Below are 17866 nucleotides of genomic sequence, written 5' to 3'. Positions count from 1 at the left end.
CGGGAAAGATTAGGGAATGCCTAAGTATTCCGCCGCATGGAAGCCTGTATCGAACGGCTTATGAGGGAAAGGGCTTTACATCGCGCGTCGGATTGTCTGTGAACCGCCATGGTTCTGGCGGCGACGCGCCTGTCGGCCCGATCAAGGAGGATGACGCTTTGACGATCCTGGTAACCGGCGCGGCCGGCTTCATCGGCATGGCGGTGGCCGACCGGCTGTTGGCCGACGGGCGCGCCGTGATCGGCATCGACAATCTCAACGACTATTATCAGGTCTCGCTCAAGCGCGACCGGATCGCGGCGCTCGAACAGCGCCATGGCAAGCTGTTCACCTTCGCCGAACTGGACTTTGCCGACATGCCCGCGCTTCAGGCGCTGCTCGCCGATCATCCGATCGAGGCGATCGTCCATCTCGGCGCCCAGGCCGGCGTGCGCTATTCGCTGATCAATCCCCATGCCTATGTCCGCTCCAACCTCGCCGGCCATGTGAACATGCTCGAACTGGCGCGGGAACGGCGGGTGCGCCACCTGGTCTATGCCTCTTCCTCGTCCGTCTATGGCGGCAACGAGAGCTTGCCCTTCCGGGTCGAGGATCGCACCGATCATCCGGTCTCTCTCTATGCCGCGACCAAGCGGGCGGACGAGCTGATGAGCGAGACCTATGCCCATCTGTTCCGCGTGCCGATGACGGGGCTGCGCTTCTTCACCGTCTATGGTCCCTGGGGGCGGCCCGACATGGCGATGTGGATCTTCACCCAGAAGATCCTCGCCGGTGAAGCGATCCCGGTCTTCAACCATGGCCGGATGCAGCGCGACTTCACCTATATCGACGACATCGTCGCCGGGGTGATCGGCTGTCTTGATTCCCCGCCGGGCGATGACGGCGCGCTCAAGGCGGGCGGCAGCCGGGCGCCGCACCGGCTTTACAATATCGGCAATAACCGGCCCGAGGAACTGATGCACCTGATCGCCGTGCTGGAGGAGGCTGTGGGGCGCAAGGCGCAACTGGACTTCCAGCCGATGCAGCCGGGCGACGTGCCGGCGACCTTCGCCGACATCAGTGCGATTGCCCAGGATATCGGCTTTGCGCCCACCACCGGGATCGAGTCGGGCGTGCCCCGATTCGTCAACTGGTATCGCGACTATCATCGACTGTGAGTGTTGCGACATATGTCGAGTTGTCGAAAAGTTCCTCGGCTTGTCGATGATTTAGCTCATTTCATCTTGTATTTCTGCCCCATTCCCCCTGCCTTCCGACTTCAGTGCCCCTTGCCGCACTTGCGAAATGGATTGCCATAAGTGCCTGAAACGGCGTAGACAGTTGCAGGGTGCTGATTGCAAAATCGGCCTGGGGTCGCGGAACAAGGGATGGACGCTGCGCTGGCAAGGCGCATCGACACCGCGGGCGTCAGCTGGAGCATGTCGGCGGCGATACGCGGAAAAAAGGGCAAGAAGCGTGTCGACAGTTTCGAAGATCGTTCCTTTCGGCTCGGGTGCGCATATTGTGGAGACGGCGTGCAGCAGTCTCGCCCTGGCAGCCAGGGGGCTCAATACACTCGAAGCCAAATTTTCCGACCGGGAATTTTCCGCCGCCTTCCTGCGGCTCGTCGGTATCATCATCAATGTCCGGGGACGCGTGATCGTCACCGGCATCGGCAAGAGCGGCATCGTCGCGCGCAAGATGACGGCGACGCTCACCTCCACCGGCACGCCCGCGCTGTTCCTGCATCCGGCCGATGCCGGCCATGGCGATCTGGGCATGGTGACGCCGGACGATGTCGTGCTGATGCTGTCTCACTCGGGTGAATCGACCGAACTCGGGCCGATCATCCATTATTGCAAGCGCTTCGGCGTCCCGCTGCTGGCGATGACGGCGCAGGCGCAGAGCACCGTGGCCGAGGCTGCCGATGTCTGCATGCTGATGCCGGCGGTGCGTGAAGCCTGCCCCAATATGCTGGCGCCCACCACTTCGACCACCTTGCAGATGGCCTTTGGTGACGCACTGGCGATGTCGCTGATGGAAATGCGCGGCTTTTCGGCCGATGATTTCTACAAATTCCACCCCAATGGCCGTCTCGGGGCGCAGCTCGTCAAGGTGCGCGAACTGATGTCGGCGGGCAGCGACGTGCCGCGGGTGTGCGAGGATTCCTCGCTGCTCGACGCCACGATCGAGATGACCCGTGCGCGCCTTGGCGGCACGGCCATCGTCGACCAGGGTGGCCAGTTGATCGGCGCCTTCACCGATGGCGATCTGCGCCGGGCCGTGACCGGCAAGCAGAATCTGACCGATGCGGTCGGCCGTTTCATGACCGTGACGCCGCAGTCGATCGGTCCCGACGAACTGGCGTCGGAAGCGCTGCGCATCATGCACGATCGCAACATCACCCTGCTGTTCGTGTGCGAGGATGGCGATCTGGTCGGCGCGCTTCACATGCACGACCTGCTGCACGCCGGGGTCGCCTGACCATATTGGTGGTCATTCCGGCGCGGGCGGGGTCGTCCCGCCTGCCGCGCAAGCCGCTGCGCCTTATTGCGGGGCGCAGCCTGCTGCATCGCACGATCGCCATGGCGCGCGCGGCGATCGGCGTGCGCGCCGGCGTCGCTCTGGTCGTCGCCACCGATGATGACGAGATTGCGGCCCATGCGCAGGCCGCCGGCTGTGACGCGGTGATGACCGACAGCGCGATCGCCACCGGCTCCGGCCGCGCGCTCGCTGCCGCCCGCGCGCAGGTCACGCAGCCCGACTTCGTCGTCAATCTCCAGGGGGATTCCCCCTTCCAGCCCAAGGGAGCGCTGGGCGCGGTGATCGAGGCGCTGGATGCCGGCGCGCAGGTCGCGACCCCGGTGATCGGGCTCGACTGGGCCGCGCTCGATGCGCTGCGCGAGCATAAGCAACGCTCGCCCTTCAGCGGCACCACCTGCGCGCGCGGTGCGGATGGCCGGGCGCTCTGGTTCTCCAAGACGATCATGCCCGCCATCCGCGATGAGGACAGGCTGCGTGCCGCCGGCCCCATATCCCCCGTCTGGCGCCATGTCGGCCTTTATGGCTATGCCTATGATGCGCTCGCCCGGTTCGAGGCATCCCCGCCCACGGCGCTCGAAAATCTGGAAGGGCTGGAGCAGTTGCGGCTGCTGGAACTGGGCATCGATATCATGACCGTCCCGGTCGATCCGCCCGTCTTCGACAGCAGCGGCATCGATACCGAGGCCGACATCCAGCGGGTCGAGGCGCTGATCGCCGCCCATGGAGACCCGACGCCGGCCCTGTCATGAGCCGGCGCATCTTCGTCATCCGCCACGGCAACACCTTCGCCTCCAGCGCCGATGCGCGTCGGGTCGGGGCCGGCACCGACATTCCGCTGGTCGACAGCGGCATGGCCCAGGCCCAGCGTCTCGCCAGCTATTTCGCGGCCCAGTCGCTCGGCACCGTGCGTCTCTACAGCGGCCCGTTGCAGCGCGCGCGCCAGACCGCCGCATCGATCGCGGCCGCGCTCGACCATCCGGTCGACGCCATCCTGCCCTGGCTGGACGAGATTGACCATGGCCCGGACGAGGGGCAGCCCGAGGCGACCGTCGTAGCGCGTCTTGGCGAAGCGGCTATCGCCGCCTGGGACCGGGACGGCATCGTGCCCGATGGCTGGACCGTCGACGCTCCCGCGCGCATCGCTGCCTGGCGCACCTGGTTCGCCGCAGAAGGGGAGGGGACGGAATTGCTGGTCACCAGCAACGGCGCCGCCCGCTTCGCCCTGCTGGCGCTGGGCCTTGCCCATGGCCAGCTCAAGCTGCGCACCGGGGCCTTTGGCGAACTGGTCGTCGATGCGCCGGGCCAGGTGCGGCTGTTGCGCTGGGACGAGCGCCCCTAGGGATTATTCCCGGCAGATCTCCGCAAAGCCCGCGATTGGCCGCCGCTCTCGATCGGGTCATTCTGTCCCCGCGCACAATGTTCGAAAGGGGAAGGCGCTTGGCCATGCAGACGGGATATCATCGCAAGATCGCCTGCCTCGCGGCCCTAGTCGCCATGGCGCCGCTGCCGGCGATCGCGCAGGATGCGGGCTCGCCGGCAGCGCCTGCCATCACCTCCGGCCCACCGCCGGCGGGCGGCAGCGACCAGGATCTGGCGCTGCAATTGTCCAACCCGGTCGCCTCCCTGATCAGCGTGCCGTTCCAGGAAAATCTCGACTTCGGCGCGGGGGATGATGGCATCAAGTCGACGCTCAACATCCAGCCGGTGGTGCCGATCAGCGTCGGCAAGGACTGGAACATGATCGTGCGCACCATCGTGCCGGTCGTCGCGCAGAATAGCTATCAGGGACCGGGCACGGATGCCTTCGGCCTTGGCGATATCACCCAGAGCTTCTTCTTCTCGCCCAAGGCAAACAAGGGCATCATCTGGGGCGTGGGGCCCGCCATCCTCTATCCCTCGGCAACCGATCGCTATCTGGGCGGGGACAAATGGGGCGCCGGCCCGACCGTCGTGCTGCTCAAGCAGATGGGGCAGAACACGGTCGGTTTCCTCGGCAACCATATCTGGTCGATCGCCGGCAAGGATGACCGTTCCGACGTCAGCGCCAGCTTCATGCAGCCCTTCTTCAGCCACACCACGTCCCACGCCACCACCTATGGCATCAATGCCGAAGCGGCCTATGACTGGAAGGGCAAGGACTGGCTGGTGCCGGTCAATCTCACCGTCACGCAACTGACCAAGGTCGGCGACCAGGCGGTGCAGGTGGGCCTTGGCGGCAAATATTATGCCGTCTCGCCCGACGGCGGCCCCGAATGGGGCATCCGCATGATCTTCACCCTGCTGTTCCCGAAGAAATAACGGATTTCGCAGCCACGCAGCCAAAGGCCGGCGTCCCTGGAGCGGAGCAAGCAACATCCGGGGCCATGGGGCGACTGTCCCGGATATGGGGGGGCACCGACGCGATGCCGGCTAAATGGCCAGGAGGGTGGGAAGTAGACATTCCTCCCCGGCACGGGGAGGGGGACCGCTCGCGTAGCGAGTGGTGGAGGGGCACAGGCCGGATAGCGCAGCGCCAAGAGGCACCTGCCCCTCCGTCAGCGCTTCGCGTCTGTTCAATGGAGACCCGTGTCTCCATTGAACTCCCCGTTCCGGGGAGGAATGTCCACTTCTGGGTGGGAAGCGGAAGGTCGGGTTTCAGTGCCGTTGATTGCTATTTCCGACATTGACGATGGCGACCGGTAGCTTCACCCTCGCCCGATGTTTCCAGAAAAGCCCACCGCCCGCGCGGATCTAAAACCCGGCACCCTCTACGCAATCGCTGGAGAGCGCGGCTGGATATACTATGGACAAACCACGTCTGAAAAGAGTGTGGGGTTCTTCCAGCGCAGAGATCGAGAGCCTGTTGATGCTGATAGTGTGCTCGCTGCACCAGTAATGTCCATCATCACAATTTCTTATCCTTCGATCACGCGCGCGTTGCGTGCTGGGCGATGGAAGAAGCTGGGGCGCTACCCTGTGGCAAATGGCCTCGTAGAGCCGCACCCTTCCGTGCGATGGTCAGCGGGCACGCTCGCCGTGTCTGTTTGGATTGGTAACGGACCCGCGTGGGAAACTCGTGTTGACGATCCGGCGATCCAAGAGATGGAGTTGATGGCAGTATGGGACGCTGAGCAGCACCTTCCGGCACGATTGACTGCTGACTTTGGCGAAGAGGAAGCCGAATGGCATGTTGGCGGCCCCATCCGTAGAGAGCGGCGGATTAAGGAGGAAAGGGCCGCGAGATGGCCCGATCAGCCTTGGAACCAACTGCCTCCGGACTGGGTGTCCACCAACGTCAGTTAGGCTCATTGTCTGCTTTCGATGTAGATGGATTCTGCAGGCAAGGTCCACAAATGGTCGTGAGCCGCCAAAGCCCGGCATCAATGACGGAAATCGATAGCCGTTAGACCGCCTGAAACGCGTCGCCCGGCCTCCTGAACCCCGGTCAGTTCTTGCGCTGCGGCACTGTGAAGGTGCCCGACACGCGGCCGCTGGGGCTGGTCGATGTGCCGGCGCCGCCGGTCGAGCGGCCGTCGACCGTGGTGCGGCCGCTGTTGAGGTCCATCACCAGCCGTCCGCCGGTCAGGCGATTTACGCCCTGGGTCAGCGAGACATTGCCGACCATGGTGATCAGCTTGGCATTGAGGTCATAGATGGCGACATTGCCGCGCGCGGTCTGGTCGGCCTTGGTGATGACGACATTGCCAGACGCGTCGATGCGCTGGATTTCCACGCCATTGCCGGTGTTGGCCGCGCCATTGGGCTGCTGCTTGTAGGCGACGGTCATGCGGGCGGCGTTCAGCGTCATGCCGGCCTGCGTCACCTCGACATTGCCCGATACCACCACCCGGTCGGCGCGGTCCTGCACCTCGATCCGGTCGGCGGTGAAGTTCACCGGCGCATTGCTGTCATGATTCTTGAACACCTGCGCATCGGCGCCGGCGTAGAGGAGGCCGGTCGCGCCCAGCGCAACGGTCGACAGCAGGATGAGGGTGCGTTTCATCACTTTTGCCCTTTGAGGCCATTTTGTTCGATGCGCAAGGTCGCCCGGCCGTTGAGCGTGACCGTGCGTGCATTCATGTCCGCTTCCAGATGGTCGCCGCTGAACGTGCCGATCGGGATGCGCCCGTCGACCCGGCCCGCGCTCTTCATCCGTCGCGTCTGCAAATCGATGCCCACGTCGCGGGTGACCAGGCGATATCCGCCGGCCGCCTCGAACTGGACCGGGCCGACGATCGCGACTCGCTCGGTCTCCATGTCGTAACGGCCCTTCTGCGCGTTCAGCACCGCCGGCCCTTCGGGCAGCAGGATGCGTGCGGCCATGTCGTTCAGGTCGACGATCGGCTCGCGCGAGCTTTTCTGCACGGCCGAACCGGCCCGCAGCGAGAAGGGCTGGCCCTTGCTGTCCTGTCCGCGATAGAGCGCCTCGGACACGCGCATCCGCTCCTTCGCCACCTCGACCTTGTTCTTGTCGAGCACGAAGCTGACCTTGTCGCCGCCGGTGAAGGGGGCCATGGCCAGCAGGGCGGTCAGCACGCCGACCGCCACCGGCAGATAATTTTTGAGCAGGCGCACCAGCTTGTCATGGCTGCCACCCGGCCGGGCCCAATGGCGGCGGACGTTGCGCTGTTGCTCGGCCTGGATGGACATGTCTGCCTGCCGCCCTGTCGCTTACATGTGCGAGAAGATGTCGTTCTCGGGCCAGCCCGCCAGGTCCAGCGCCGCGCGATGGGGCAGGAAGTCGAAACAGGCCTGGGCCAGTTCCATCCGCCCTTCGCGGGTCAGGCGCTTGTCCAGTTCGGTCTTCAGCTGGTGCAGGAAGCGCACGTCGGACGCGGCATAATCCTTCTGCGCGTCAGACAGGTTCGGGCCGCCCCAGTCGCTCGACTGCTGCTGCTTGCTGATGTCCTGGCCCAGCAGTTCGCGGACCAGTTCCTTCAGGCCGTGGCGGTCGGTATAGGTGCGCACCAGCTTCGACGCGATCTTGGTGCAATAGACGGGGGCTGCCACCACGCCCAGATAATGCTGGATCGCGGCGATATCGAATCGGCCAAAATGATAGATCTTGATCCGCTCGGGATCGGCCAGCACTGCCTTCAGGTTCGGCGCGGCATAGTCGCTGCCGGGGTTGAAGCGGACCAGATGCTCGTCGCCCTTGCCGTCGCTGATCTGGACGACGCACAGGCGATCGCGCGGGGTGATGAGCCCCATGGTTTCGGTATCGACGGCGATCGGGCCGGGGGCAAGGACGCCCTCGGGCAGATCTTCTTCATGGAAATGGACGGTCATGACTTTTCCCTCTATGGGGAAACGGGCCATATCGCAATCAAGGCTTTGGCAGATAGGGCCTGTAAATCGGCGCTGCGGGCGCTCTTTTTGCCCGATATGCGAAATCATTCGCGCTGCCCGGAAAACTTGATATAGTGATTCCCAAACCGCGACTTTGCGGTGGATTGTGCATGTCATTCGCCCGACATGTTTGTCCAATGTGTCTTGGGGCGAAGCGAAAGTGACTAACAGGGCATGAGTTTTGACAGAGGGCGCCGCGGCGGGCGCGGCAAGGACAAGCGCGACGGTTTCGGCGACGACAATTTCTACGACCAGGGCAGCGGCGGCGGCTTCGGCGGCGGCGGCTTTGGTGACCGCGGCGGCTTCGGTGGCGGCTTCGGCGGTGGTGATCGTGGTCGTGGTGGCTTCGGCGGTGGTGATCGCGGTGGCTTCGGCGGCGGCGGCGGTGGTTTCGGCGGCGGTGGCCGCGGTGGCTTCGGCGGCGGCGGTGGCGGCTTTGGTGGCGGCGGCGGCGGTGGTCGCGGCATGCCGGCCCAGGTCGTTGGCGAAGGCAAGGGTGTCGTCAAGTTCTTCAACGGCCAGAAGGGTTTCGGCTTCATCGTTCGTGACGATGGCGGCGAAGACGTGTTCGTTCACATCAGCGCGGTCGAGCAGGCCGGCCTGACCGGTCTGGCCGAAGGTCAGCCGCTCGGCTTCACCCTGGTGGATCGTGGTGGCAAGGTGTCGGCGACCGATCTGGTCATCGACGGCGAACCGCTCCCCGTGACCGATCGTGCGCCGCCGCGTGAACCGCGCGAACCCCGCGCCGGTGGTTTCGGTGGTGCAGAGCGTGGCCCGCAGCGTCAGCTGACCGGCGAACGCGCCAGCGGTACGGTCAAGTTCTTCAACGCCATGAAGGGCTTCGGCTTCATCCAGCGTGATGATGGCCAGCCGGACGCTTTCGTCCACATCAGCGCTGTCGAACGCGCCGGCATGGGCGCCCTGAACGAGGGCGACCGTCTGGACTTCGAACTGGAAGTCGATCGTCGCGGCAAGTACGCGGCCGTCAATCTCCAGTCCAAGGCCGACTGATCGGCCGTCGCCCGTTCGCCGTACGGGCGACGTGACAGGAATATCGAAGGGGGTCGCCTGCCCGGCGGCCCCTTTTTCGTTTCTGCCGTTCATCTCGATCAGTCGACAGGTCGCCATATATCGTCAAAGCGATGCGCCTGAATGTGGCACAGAAAACGTGAATATCTGCCAAAATATCCGATGATATTCGGATCAAAAATGCCGTAAATTCGGCGCTTATGGACAATTGATCAACATGTTGATCTATATATTTTTCTGATGATCATTTGCTAGATCGATCAATTCGGCGAATTTGCCTGACCATTAGCCTCGGACCATAATCGTCCCGAATGGAATGAGCCTTGCGGCATTGTCGACAAGGCCTGAACCAATGGGAGGATGATATGAAGCAGGCCCTGATCGGCCGTCTGCTGGCCACAGTTGCTGCCGGCCCGGCCCTGATGCTCGCAACCGCACAGGCGCAGGATACCGCCACCGCACCCGTACCCCAGGCTGACGCCGGGGCAGGGGAGATCATCGTCACCGCCCGCAAGCGTGACGAGCGGCTGATCGACGTGCCGGTTGCCGTCTCGGCGCTCTCGACCGACCAGATCGAACGCTATGCCACCACCAGCTTCCAGGCGATCAGCCAGCAGGTGCCGCAACTGGTCATCGCCGAATCGCAGAATCAGGTCGGTGGCTCGATCAACCTGCGCGGCATCGGCGCCGGCATCTCCAACCCCTCGACCGAAACCGCCGTGACCCTGAATTTCGACGGCGTGCCGATCAGCTATGGCAATGCCATCCGCCTTGGCCAGATCGACCTTGGCCGGGTCGAGGTGCTGAAGGGGCCGCAGGCGCTCTTCTATGGCAAGAATAGTCCGGGCGGCATCGTCTCGCTCATCTCCCAGGATCCGGGCAAGGATTTCGAGGCGAAGCTGCGCACCGGCTATGAATTCATGGCCGACCAGCGCTTTGTCGAGGCCAGCGCCTCGGTGCCGCTGACCGATGGCCTCGCCGCCCGCGTCGTCGGCTATTATTCCAAGGAGGATGGCTGGTTCCGCAATGTCGCCGAACCGATCGCCGGGATCACGCCGGGGCGCGGCGCCGACAGCCTCAATTCCGAAGATGTCTTCGTCCGCGGCACGCTCGCCTATGATGCGGGCGGATCGACCCGGATCAAGGCGAAGGTCAATTATGGCCAGCGCGAACGGGACGGCGTCGGCCCCACCGGCCTCAGCCAGATCATCTACTGCCCCGCCGGCGTCAGTCGCTATGGCTCGACCGACTGCACGCTCAACCGCAATTTCTACGACGCCATCCTCGCGCCGGCGACCGCCGCCAGCGATCCCAGCTATGGCGATGGCGTGCCCTTCATGAAGTCGAAGCAGTTCCTCGCCTCGCTCAGCATCGACCAGGATCTGGGCGACGCCTATACCCTGTCCTCGGTCACCGGCTATTACCGCCTGCGCGAACGTTCGGTCGACAGCTTCACCTTCTCCAACAATCCCTATTTCGGGGCGTCGAACGACATCACCGCCAAGGGCTTCAGCCAGGAACTGCGCCTCGCGTCCGACTATGACGGGCCATTGAACTTCCTCGTCGGCGGTTTCTTCCAGGACGCCCATTTCCTCACGCGTCAGGCCTTCACCACCAATTTCGGCACGCCCTTCGTGGTCGGATCGACCTATTATGACGTCCATACCAAGGCGACCTCGGTCTTCGGCCAGCTGCGCTACAAGATCGCGGACCCGCTCGAACTGGCCGTCGGCGGCCGCTATAGCTGGGAAGACAAGTCGCTGACCGGCACCTCGCTCGGCAGCCCGATCCAGATTCTCGGCCCCAAGCAGAATTATACCGATTTCTCGCCCGACGTGACGCTCACCTGGCGCCCGGACAGCGATCGCACCGTCTATGCTGCCTATCGCGAGGGCTTCACCTCGGGCGGCTTCAACACCGTGCCGACGCGGCTGCGCACCGATGCCGACCAGAGCCGCGCCGCGATCGACCTCTCCTATGACCAGATGACCGCGAAGGGCGGCGAGATCGGCACGAAGGGCTATGTCGCCGATCGCCAGATCCTCTACGATCTGGTCGGCTATTATTATAAATATAGCGGGCTTCAGCTCTCGCGCTACGACAATGCCTCCTTCACCCAGCTGACCCAGAATGCGGGCGGGGCGGAGATCAAAGGCGCGGAACTCAGCCTCACCATCCGGCCGCGCACGCTCGCGGGCCTGACGTTCAACACGGCGATCGCCTACAATAACGCCCGCTACACCGATTTCATCGGCGGCTGCTATGCGGGCCAGTCGATCGCGCAGGGCTGCAATCTCAATCCGCTCAACCCCAATCTGCCGCAATCGACCTGGGGCACGGCCGCCAATCCCTATCAGAATCAGGACCAGACCGGCCAACGCCTGTTCCGTGCGCCCGAAATCGCGATCACCGGCGGCTTCACCTATGACCATAGTTTCGCCGACCGGCTCGGCGGATCGCTGTCGGTCGATTTCAATTACAGCAGCGCCTATGTCACCCAGACGGAGGGCAACCCCAGGACGCTGCAGGATGATTATGTCCAGCTCAACGCCGCCCTGTCGATAAATGGCGGCGCGGGCAAGCCCTGGGAATTGTCGCTGATCGGCCGCAACCTCACCAACAAGCTGATCATCGTCGGCGGATCGGTGGTGGGCGCGAGCGCGGCCGGCACCGGCACCAACGCCGTGCGCGAAGGCGACATATTGGGTTCGCTCGGCGCCCCGCGCGCGGTGATGCTGCAACTGACGGTGAAGAGCGGCCTGCTGGGCGGCCGCTGATCATCCCTATGCAAATACTATGAAAACGGGCCGGAGGCCGGCTGGAATTTGACCGACGGGGGCCATTAAGTCCCTTGTCCCATGACCCACCGACCTCCTCCTGCCGCCTCTGCCGATGCCGGGCGACGCAGCGATCGGCCACGGCTCACCGGACGCCTGTCGATCCGGCCGCGCGCCGCCCCGGCTCCTCCGGCATGGCAACGGAGCCGGGCATCATGACCCGGCGCGATCTCGCCTGGCGCGGCCTGGGCCTGCTGCTCGTCGGCGCGGCGGCGGGCAGTTCGCTGCTGCATCGCGCCCTGACCCTGGACGGCCCGGCATCGGCGCCGCTCGAAATGGCGCTGGCCCTTGCCAGCTTCAGCTTCGCCAGCCTCGGCATATTGCTGCTCTGCCAGGGCGTGCGCCTGCGCGATGGCTGGCGCCGCGACCTCGAACGGCGCCAGGCGCAGCGCGATGGCTATCGCGATCCCCTGATCCTGACCGAAGATCGCGCCCCGCTCGCGGCTTTTCTGGCCGCCCGCGCCCGGCGCGACTGAACCCCTTCCCATATTCCCAAAGGACAAATTTGTGAGCGAACGCGACCTGCATTTCGTGATCCCGACCTATCGCCTGCGCGACGTCGGCGCGACCGTCGAGGCTTATGACGAGAATTTCGCCCGTAGCGGCCAGACCGCGCCGATCATCGTCTTCGATGATTCCTCGGTCGCCAATCATGACAAATATTTCGGCGCGCTGGAGGCGACAAAGACGGTCAACGACCTCTGGTATGTCGGCCCCGCCGAAAAGGAGCAGTTCGTCTCCTACATCTGCAAGCGGCTGCGCGACCGCAAGCTCGACGTGCTGGTCCGCAACCTCTTCCGCCCCAGCTATGGCGGCAATCGCAACTTCACCCTGATGTATACGCTGGGCGACCTGATGGTCAGCGCCGACGACGACATGCGCCCCTATGCCCTGATCGAGGACAGCCCGGAAACGCTGGGCGAACGGGAAATCAGCCGGGGCAAGACCATCCCGCGCGGCGCCAATGGCCATTGCCGCAAATCCTACGACATTCTCCAGTCCTTCCGCGACATATTGGGCAAGACGGTGGCCGACGCGCCGGCCAATTACGACCAGGGTGAACTGGTGATCGACAGTGCCATGGACCTGGAATCCAACAATTCGTTCGGCTTCGCGCGGGAAAACAGCCTGACCTTGCAGGAAGGGCGCTTGCCCCGCTCGGCGGTGGTGAAGATGGCGCAGACCTTCCGCACCGGCACCAACGACATCGACGCGGTCGATTTCGTCGACATGTTCCTCGACGATCCGGACGAGGTCGATGCCGAACGGCTCAACGATACCTATGTGCTGGTCAATTTCCGCCCCTGCCTCACCAATCTCAACTGGCGAATGGATTGCGGCGTCGCGGGCTATGACAATCGCACCGGCCTGCCGCCCTTCTTCCCGACGCGCTTGCGGTTCGAGGATTATATTTATCGCCTCTGGATTCAGCAGTCGAACATGGTCTCGGCCCATGTCGATTCCGCCCAGACCCACATCAAGAACAGCTATATGCGCAATCCGCTGGCGTCGGAGGTGTTCAACGAGGCGATCTGCGGCCTGCTCAAGCGCAAGATCCGCACCAGCCTCAAGCGCACCGACGAATGGTCGATCGCCTTCGACTATGACGGCGCGGTCAGCCTGCAGGACAGCGAGGAGATATTGGACAGCGCCCGCGCCTTGCATGACCGGGTGCTCAAGAGCATGGCCGACGCGCGCACGACCGAGCGGCGCGACGCGCTCGGCCATTTTGCCGCCGGCCTGTCACGCACCTTCTATGATTTCGAGCCGGATTTCTTCCAGCAGAATGTCAGCCGCATGGTCGATGACGAGGTCGGACTGATCCGCTCCTCGCTCGAAATCTGGCCGACCCTGCTGGAGATCGTCTATTTCAAGCGCCATTGCCGCAATCTGCCGATGCGCCGCGTGAAGAACCGCTCCGCCCGATCGCCCCAACCCAGACCCGTAGCTGCCTGAGGGGTGGCGGCAGGCGCTCCGTTTCCGCCCCCTTCATCCCGGCGACGGCCGGAGCCCCTCTCAGTGACGGGGGCGGGGCGGAGCGCCTATCATACCCGCCGGAACGGGAAGGGGCTGGCGGTCCGCTCATAGCTGTGCAGGTCCAGCGCGCGCGTCACCGGCGGCAGCGCCCGGTCCGGGCAGTCGCGCCGCTCGCAAAGATGGCAGGTCGGCCCCACCGTCACCGCATCGTCGCGCTCGGTATCGATGCCATCGGCATGGATGATCCGCCCGGCATGTTTCGCCTCGCAGCCCAGTGCAATCACCTGCCGCCCGCGCGCGCCATCGGCGCGGGGCAGGGCGATCGCCAGCGTGAGGAAGCGCCGCTCGTCCAGCGTCTCGATCAGCTGCGGCAGCACGATGTCGGGCGCGTCGGCCGCATGCACGTCCCAGCGTGGGCAGGTGCCGCCATAGCGGGCAAAGGGATAGGCCTCGCCATCGAAGCGCTTAGACACGATCCCCGCCCGGTCGATCCGCACCATGAAGAAGGGGATGCCGCGCGCGCCAGTGCGGTTGAGGCTGGTGAGCCGGTGCGCCAGCTGCTCTGTCGACACGCCGAAGCGCGCGCGCAGCAGGGGGAGGTCATGCCGGCTCGCCTCCGCCGCCTGGCGGAACCGGTCATAGGGCATGATGAGCGCCGCGGCGGCATAGTTGGTCAGCGCAATGACGGCGAGCCGCCGGCTGTCCTCGTCCGGCGACGCCGTGCGCGTCACCTGTGCCGCGATCAGGTCGGCCATCTCCTGTGCGCAGAGCTGATAGGCCATGGCGAATATTCGCCCCGATGCCGGCAGCCGCTCGCTCAGCATCAGCCGCCGCCGGTGCATGTCATAATGGCGCACTGTCCCGGCCAGCACATCGGCGCGCACCATCTGCACCGCCATGCCATGCCGCTCCTTCAGGCGCGCGCGCAGCCCGACCTGCAACAGCGCCGGATCTTCCTCCAGCTCCGCGGCGATCCCTTCGGCCGCGGCGTCGATTTCGGCGAAATGATTGCCGGCCTTGGCCACCGTCTCGCGCCACCAGTCGACGGGCGCGACCAGCGGGGCAGGGGCGGCGCCGCGCCCGCTCGCCTGCATCTGCTCGGGCAGGCGGCGCAGGTCGGCCAGCGCGCGATAGAAGCGGCCGATCGCCTCGCTGACGCCGGGATAATTTTCCGCGACTTCCAGCACTTCGTCGCGCGCGATGCCGATGTCGCGCACCAGCGCATCGGACAATATCTCGGCCAGGTCGCTCGCTGCGCCATCCTGGCTGCTGGCGGTGAAGTCGCGAATGTCGATGTCATAGGTATTGGCCAGCCGCAGCAGCATCTGCGCCGTTAGCGGCCGCTGGTTGCGCTCCAGATGGTTGAGATAGCTGGGCGACACGCCCAGTTCCTCGGCCATGCGCGTCTGGTTCAGCCCCAGTTCGCGGCGCAGCACGCGCAGCTTGGGGCCGAGATAGAGCTTCCGGTCGGTCACATCTGCCATAAGGTCATATTGTCACGATTTGACAATATGAACAAGTCGCGGCGTGACTTGCGGCCACTCATCGCCCTTCCGCTTTGCCCTCAACCTGTCAATATCGCTGTCATCAACCAGCACAGCCACAAGGCAGGAAGGACAGGAAGATGACGACCGATACGATGGAAGCGCCCCAGCCCGCCCGTTCGCGCGCGGTCTTCAGCCAGGAGGATTTCGGCCTGATCCGCACCGCCATCGCCCATTATCTCAAGGAAGTGCAGGACCAGCCGGAATCGGTCAAATACGCCAATCTCTACCACCGCCTCGGCCGCGTGGCGTAAACCCCGTCATTGCGAGGGCCGCAGGCCCGCGGCAATCCATGGATTGCTTCGCTGCGCTCGCAATGACGAAGGTGGAATAGGAAAAGGGCGCGGGATCACTCCCGCGCCCTTTTTCTTGTCTCGGCCTGTTCCGATCAGAACAAACGCGTCAGGCCATAGAACAGCGCACCGATCGCCGCCGCCGCCGGCAGGGTCACGACCCAGGCGACGATGATGCTCGATGCGACGTTCCATCGCACCGCCGACAGCCGGCGCGATGCGCCCACGCCGACGATGGCGCCGGTGATGGTGTGGGTGGTCGATACCGGCACGCCCAGATGGGTCGCCATGAACAGGGTGATCGCGCCGCCCGTTTCCGCGCAGAAGCCCTGCGCCGGGGTCAGGCGGGTGATCTTCGATCCCATGGTGTGGACGATCTTCCAGCCGCCCAGCAAGGTGCCCAGGCCCATCGCCGCCTGGCAGCTCAGCACCACCCACATCGGCACATGGAAACCGCCGGTCAGCAGCCCCTGCGAATAGAGCAGCACCGCGATGATGCCCATCGTCTTCTGCGCATCATTGCCGCCATGGCCGAGCGAATAAAGCGACGCAGAAACAAGCTGCAGCTTGCGGAACACCCGGTCCGCGCCCTGCGGCGTGAACTTGCGGAAGATCCAGCTGATCGCCAGCACCAGCATCAGCGCCAGGAACAGGCCGACGGCGGGCGAGATCACGATCGCTGCGCTGGTCTTGAACACGCCGCTCCACACGATCGCCGACAGGCCGGACTTGGCCGTGCCCGCGCCCAGCAGGCCGCCGACCAGCGCATGGCTGGACGAGGATGGGATGCCCAGGCCCCAGGTGATGAGGTTCCAGGCGATCGCCCCCATCAGTGCGCCGAAGATCACCGACGCATCGATGATGTCGGCGCTGACGATGCCCTTGCCCACCGTCTCGGCGACATGCAGGCCAAAGAAGAGGAAGGCGATGAAGTTGAAGAAGGCGGCCCAGGCGACCGCATATTGGGGTTTCAGGACCCGCGTCGACACGATGGTCGCGATCGAGTTGGCGGCGTCGTGCAGGCCGTTCAGGAAATCGAACAGCAGCGCAACGCCGATCAGCGCGATCAGCAGCGGGAAGGCGAGATGGGCTTCCATATCGGGTCAGGCCTGTCAGGCGTGGTCGATGACCAGGCCGGAAATCTCGTTGGCGACGTCCTCGAACCGGTCCGTCACCTTTTCCAGATGGCTGTAGATTTCGTTGCCGACGATGAAGTCCATCGGGTTGCCGGCGCGGGCTTGCTGATAGAGGGCCTTGAGGCCCGCCTCATGCAATATGTCGGCATGGCCTTCCAGCTTGACCAGCCGCTCGGTCAGTTCGTGCAGGCGCGCCGAATTGATGTTGAGCGAGCGCAGCAGCGGCATTGCCTCCGCCGTGATCCGCGCGCATTCGACGATCAGCGCGCTCATGTCCTGCATCTGCGGCGCGAAATCCTTGACCTCATAGAGCGCGATCGCCTTGGCGGTCTGGTTCATCTGGTCGATCGCGTCGTCCATCACGCCGATCAGGCCGGTGATGGCACTGCGGTCGAACGGGGTGACGAAGATGCGACGGACGTCCTGCAGCACCTCGCGGATGATGTCGTCCGCCTCATGCTCGCGGTCCGAAATCTCCTTGATATGCGCGTCCATGTCCGGGCCGCCCTTGAGCAGCTTGGCCAGGGCGTCGGCGCCGGCGACCAGGGTCGCGGCATGGTCTTCGAATTGCTCGAAGAAACGCCCCTGCTTGGGCATCAGCGCGTGAAACCAGCGCAGCATTCCAGTCCTTTCACTTTGCTTCTCGCGGATCGACAACAGCAACCGGAGGAACCAGCCCGGATCGGCGGGCGGTTCGCGGAAAGCCGCGATGATCGATTGCAGTTCGGGTTCGTCGACGGCCTTTGCGGCTTCGGCGACGGAAAACCAGCGCAGCTCGCGCTGCCCTTTTTCGGGCCATTGCGTCAGATGGCCGGTCACGGCAAGCGGAAAAACCTCGACATTCGCCTCGCGCGACTTGCCGCTGCGCTTGCGCTTGTCATAGCTGTATCGGCCGATCGGCGCGGGACAGGCGATGCCATGGATGCCCGCTTCCTCGAACGCCTCGACTTCCGCGGCGCGATGGCCGGCCAGCCCCTTGATGCGATTGCCCTTGGGAATCACCCAGCGCCCGGTGTCGCGCGATGTGATCAGCAGGATCTGCATCGACCCGTCGATCGGGTCGCTGGTATAGGGGAGAGCGGCAATCTGGCGCATTATCGGCGGCTTACGGGCGACCTGCCCGAATCCTCATGCTCTGCCGCAGCGCGTTCCATCGGCGCTATGTAACGAAAATGTCATTTTTTGCAATCGCTCCCTTC

The 17866-nt window shown here is 64.4% G+C and carries 16 protein-coding genes; 10 read left to right on the top strand and 6 right to left on the bottom strand.

Going from position 1 to position 17866, the window contains the following annotated elements; all coding sequences use genetic code 11:
- Positions 1–158: 158 nt before the first annotated feature.
- The 5 genes from U0025_RS15215 (at position 159) to U0025_RS15195 (ending at position 4821) form a co-directional block, all read left to right on the top strand.
- On the top strand, positions 159–1157 hold the full coding sequence (locus tag U0025_RS15215; RefSeq protein ID WP_004208271.1) for an NAD-dependent epimerase/dehydratase family protein: 999 nt from the start codon (positions 159–161) through the stop codon (positions 1155–1157).
- A 298-nt stretch (positions 1158–1455) separates the two neighbouring features.
- Entirely contained in the window at positions 1456–2463 is a 1008-nt protein-coding gene (locus U0025_RS15210) for a KpsF/GutQ family sugar-phosphate isomerase (RefSeq protein WP_004208270.1), read from the top strand.
- Between the two features lie 8 nt (positions 2464–2471).
- Positions 2472–3272 carry a 3-deoxy-manno-octulosonate cytidylyltransferase gene (locus tag U0025_RS15205; RefSeq protein WP_004208269.1) on the top strand — a complete coding sequence of 267 codons (801 nt, stop codon included), beginning with the start codon at positions 2472–2474 and terminating at the stop codon, positions 3270–3272.
- A complete protein-coding gene (locus tag U0025_RS15200) occupies positions 3269–3862 on the top strand; it encodes a histidine phosphatase family protein (protein WP_004208268.1) in 594 nt (197 codons plus the stop codon). Before U0025_RS15205 ends, U0025_RS15200 begins: the two co-directional genes overlap by 4 nt.
- A gap of 104 nt (positions 3863–3966) precedes the next feature.
- Positions 3967–4821, top strand: coding sequence for a hypothetical protein (locus U0025_RS15195; RefSeq protein ID WP_004208267.1), 855 nt, complete (start codon positions 3967–3969; stop codon positions 4819–4821).
- Positions 4822–5947: 1126 nt separating this feature from the next.
- On the opposite strand, the gene U0025_RS15190 is transcribed toward U0025_RS15195, so the two are convergent.
- The 3 genes from U0025_RS15190 to U0025_RS15180 are packed head-to-tail and all read right to left on the bottom strand — an operon-like array spanning position 5948 to position 7791.
- Positions 5948–6505, bottom strand: a complete 558-nt coding sequence (locus U0025_RS15190; protein WP_004208265.1) for an LptA/OstA family protein — start codon at positions 6503–6505, stop codon at positions 5948–5950.
- Positions 6505–7152, bottom strand: a complete 648-nt coding sequence (locus U0025_RS15185) for a hypothetical protein (RefSeq protein WP_004208264.1) — start codon at positions 7150–7152, stop codon at positions 6505–6507. The genes U0025_RS15190 and U0025_RS15185 overlap by 1 nt, the downstream gene beginning before the upstream one ends.
- A 21-nt stretch (positions 7153–7173) precedes the next feature.
- Positions 7174–7791: a ribonuclease D gene (locus tag U0025_RS15180; RefSeq protein WP_010338324.1), complete on the bottom strand. Its 618-nt coding sequence runs from the start codon at positions 7789–7791 to the stop codon at positions 7174–7176.
- A 234-nt stretch (positions 7792–8025) separates the two neighbouring features.
- Between U0025_RS15180 and U0025_RS15175 the strand changes: the two genes are divergently transcribed.
- From U0025_RS15175 to U0025_RS15160, 4 genes are all read left to right on the top strand, one after another.
- A complete protein-coding gene (locus tag U0025_RS15175; protein WP_037490471.1) occupies positions 8026–8862 on the top strand; it encodes a cold-shock protein in 837 nt (278 codons plus the stop codon).
- Positions 8863–9245: 383 nt separating this feature from the next.
- Entirely contained in the window at positions 9246–11657 is a 2412-nt protein-coding gene (locus U0025_RS15170) for a TonB-dependent receptor (protein ID WP_004208262.1), read from the top strand.
- A 215-nt stretch (positions 11658–11872) separates the two neighbouring features.
- Entirely contained in the window at positions 11873–12193 is a 321-nt protein-coding gene (locus U0025_RS15165) for a hypothetical protein (RefSeq protein ID WP_004208261.1), read from the top strand.
- Positions 12194–12224: 31 nt separating this feature from the next.
- A complete protein-coding gene (locus tag U0025_RS15160) occupies positions 12225–13673 on the top strand; it encodes a hypothetical protein (protein ID WP_004208260.1) in 1449 nt (482 codons plus the stop codon).
- A gap of 89 nt (positions 13674–13762) precedes the next feature.
- Here the strand turns inward: U0025_RS15160 and U0025_RS15155 are convergent, their stop codons facing one another.
- A complete protein-coding gene (locus U0025_RS15155; protein WP_004208259.1) occupies positions 13763–15178 on the bottom strand; it encodes a helix-turn-helix domain-containing protein in 1416 nt (471 codons plus the stop codon).
- Positions 15179–15318: 140 nt separating this feature from the next.
- Here U0025_RS15155 and U0025_RS15150 point away from each other — a divergent pair, with 140 nt between their 5' ends.
- Entirely contained in the window at positions 15319–15492 is a 174-nt protein-coding gene (locus tag U0025_RS15150) for a hypothetical protein (RefSeq protein ID WP_004208258.1), read from the top strand.
- A 134-nt stretch (positions 15493–15626) separates the two neighbouring features.
- On the opposite strand, the gene U0025_RS15145 is transcribed toward U0025_RS15150, so the two are convergent.
- Together U0025_RS15145 and U0025_RS15140 are read right to left on the bottom strand one after the other, a co-directional pair.
- The gene (locus tag U0025_RS15145) at positions 15627–16628 is read right to left on the bottom strand and encodes an inorganic phosphate transporter (RefSeq protein WP_004208257.1); all 1002 of its coding nucleotides are present in this window, start codon (positions 16626–16628) and stop codon (positions 15627–15629) included.
- A gap of 15 nt (positions 16629–16643) precedes the next feature.
- The gene (locus tag U0025_RS15140) at positions 16644–17762 is read right to left on the bottom strand and encodes a DUF47 family protein (RefSeq protein WP_004208255.1); all 1119 of its coding nucleotides are present in this window, start codon (positions 17760–17762) and stop codon (positions 16644–16646) included.
- Positions 17763–17866 lie beyond the last annotated feature (104 nt).

It is taken from the genome of Sphingobium yanoikuyae (genome assembly GCF_034424525.1).
Classification (GTDB): Bacteria; Pseudomonadota; Alphaproteobacteria; order Sphingomonadales; family Sphingomonadaceae; genus Sphingobium; species Sphingobium yanoikuyae.
This window is presented reverse-complemented; position numbering and strand designations above follow the sequence as displayed.

Excerpts from the sequence above, each read along its gene's own strand:
- U0025_RS15200 (WP_004208268.1), top strand. The coding sequence starts at position 3,269 with ATGAGCCGGCGCATCTTCGTCATCCGCCACGGCAACACCTTCGCCTCC.
- U0025_RS15170 (WP_004208262.1), top strand. The coding sequence starts at position 9,246 with ATGAAGCAGGCCCTGATCGGCCGTCTGCTGGCCACAGTTGCTGCCGGC.
- U0025_RS15140 (WP_004208255.1), bottom strand. The coding sequence starts at position 17,762 with ATGCGCCAGATTGCCGCTCTCCCCTATACCAGCGACCCGATCGACGGG.
- U0025_RS15185 (WP_004208264.1), bottom strand. The coding sequence starts at position 7,152 with ATGTCCATCCAGGCCGAGCAACAGCGCAACGTCCGCCGCCATTGGGCC.
- U0025_RS15150 (WP_004208258.1), top strand. The coding sequence starts at position 15,319 with ATGACGACCGATACGATGGAAGCGCCCCAGCCCGCCCGTTCGCGCGCG.
- U0025_RS15155 (WP_004208259.1), bottom strand. The coding sequence starts at position 15,178 with ATGGCAGATGTGACCGACCGGAAGCTCTATCTCGGCCCCAAGCTGCGC.
- U0025_RS15165 (WP_004208261.1), top strand. The coding sequence starts at position 11,873 with ATGACCCGGCGCGATCTCGCCTGGCGCGGCCTGGGCCTGCTGCTCGTC.
- U0025_RS15190 (WP_004208265.1), bottom strand. The coding sequence starts at position 6,505 with ATGAAACGCACCCTCATCCTGCTGTCGACCGTTGCGCTGGGCGCGACC.
- U0025_RS15195 (WP_004208267.1), top strand. The coding sequence starts at position 3,967 with ATGCAGACGGGATATCATCGCAAGATCGCCTGCCTCGCGGCCCTAGTC.
- U0025_RS15180 (WP_010338324.1), bottom strand. The coding sequence starts at position 7,791 with ATGACCGTCCATTTCCATGAAGAAGATCTGCCCGAGGGCGTCCTTGCC.
- U0025_RS15175 (WP_037490471.1), top strand. The coding sequence starts at position 8,026 with ATGAGTTTTGACAGAGGGCGCCGCGGCGGGCGCGGCAAGGACAAGCGC.
- U0025_RS15145 (WP_004208257.1), bottom strand. The coding sequence starts at position 16,628 with ATGGAAGCCCATCTCGCCTTCCCGCTGCTGATCGCGCTGATCGGCGTT.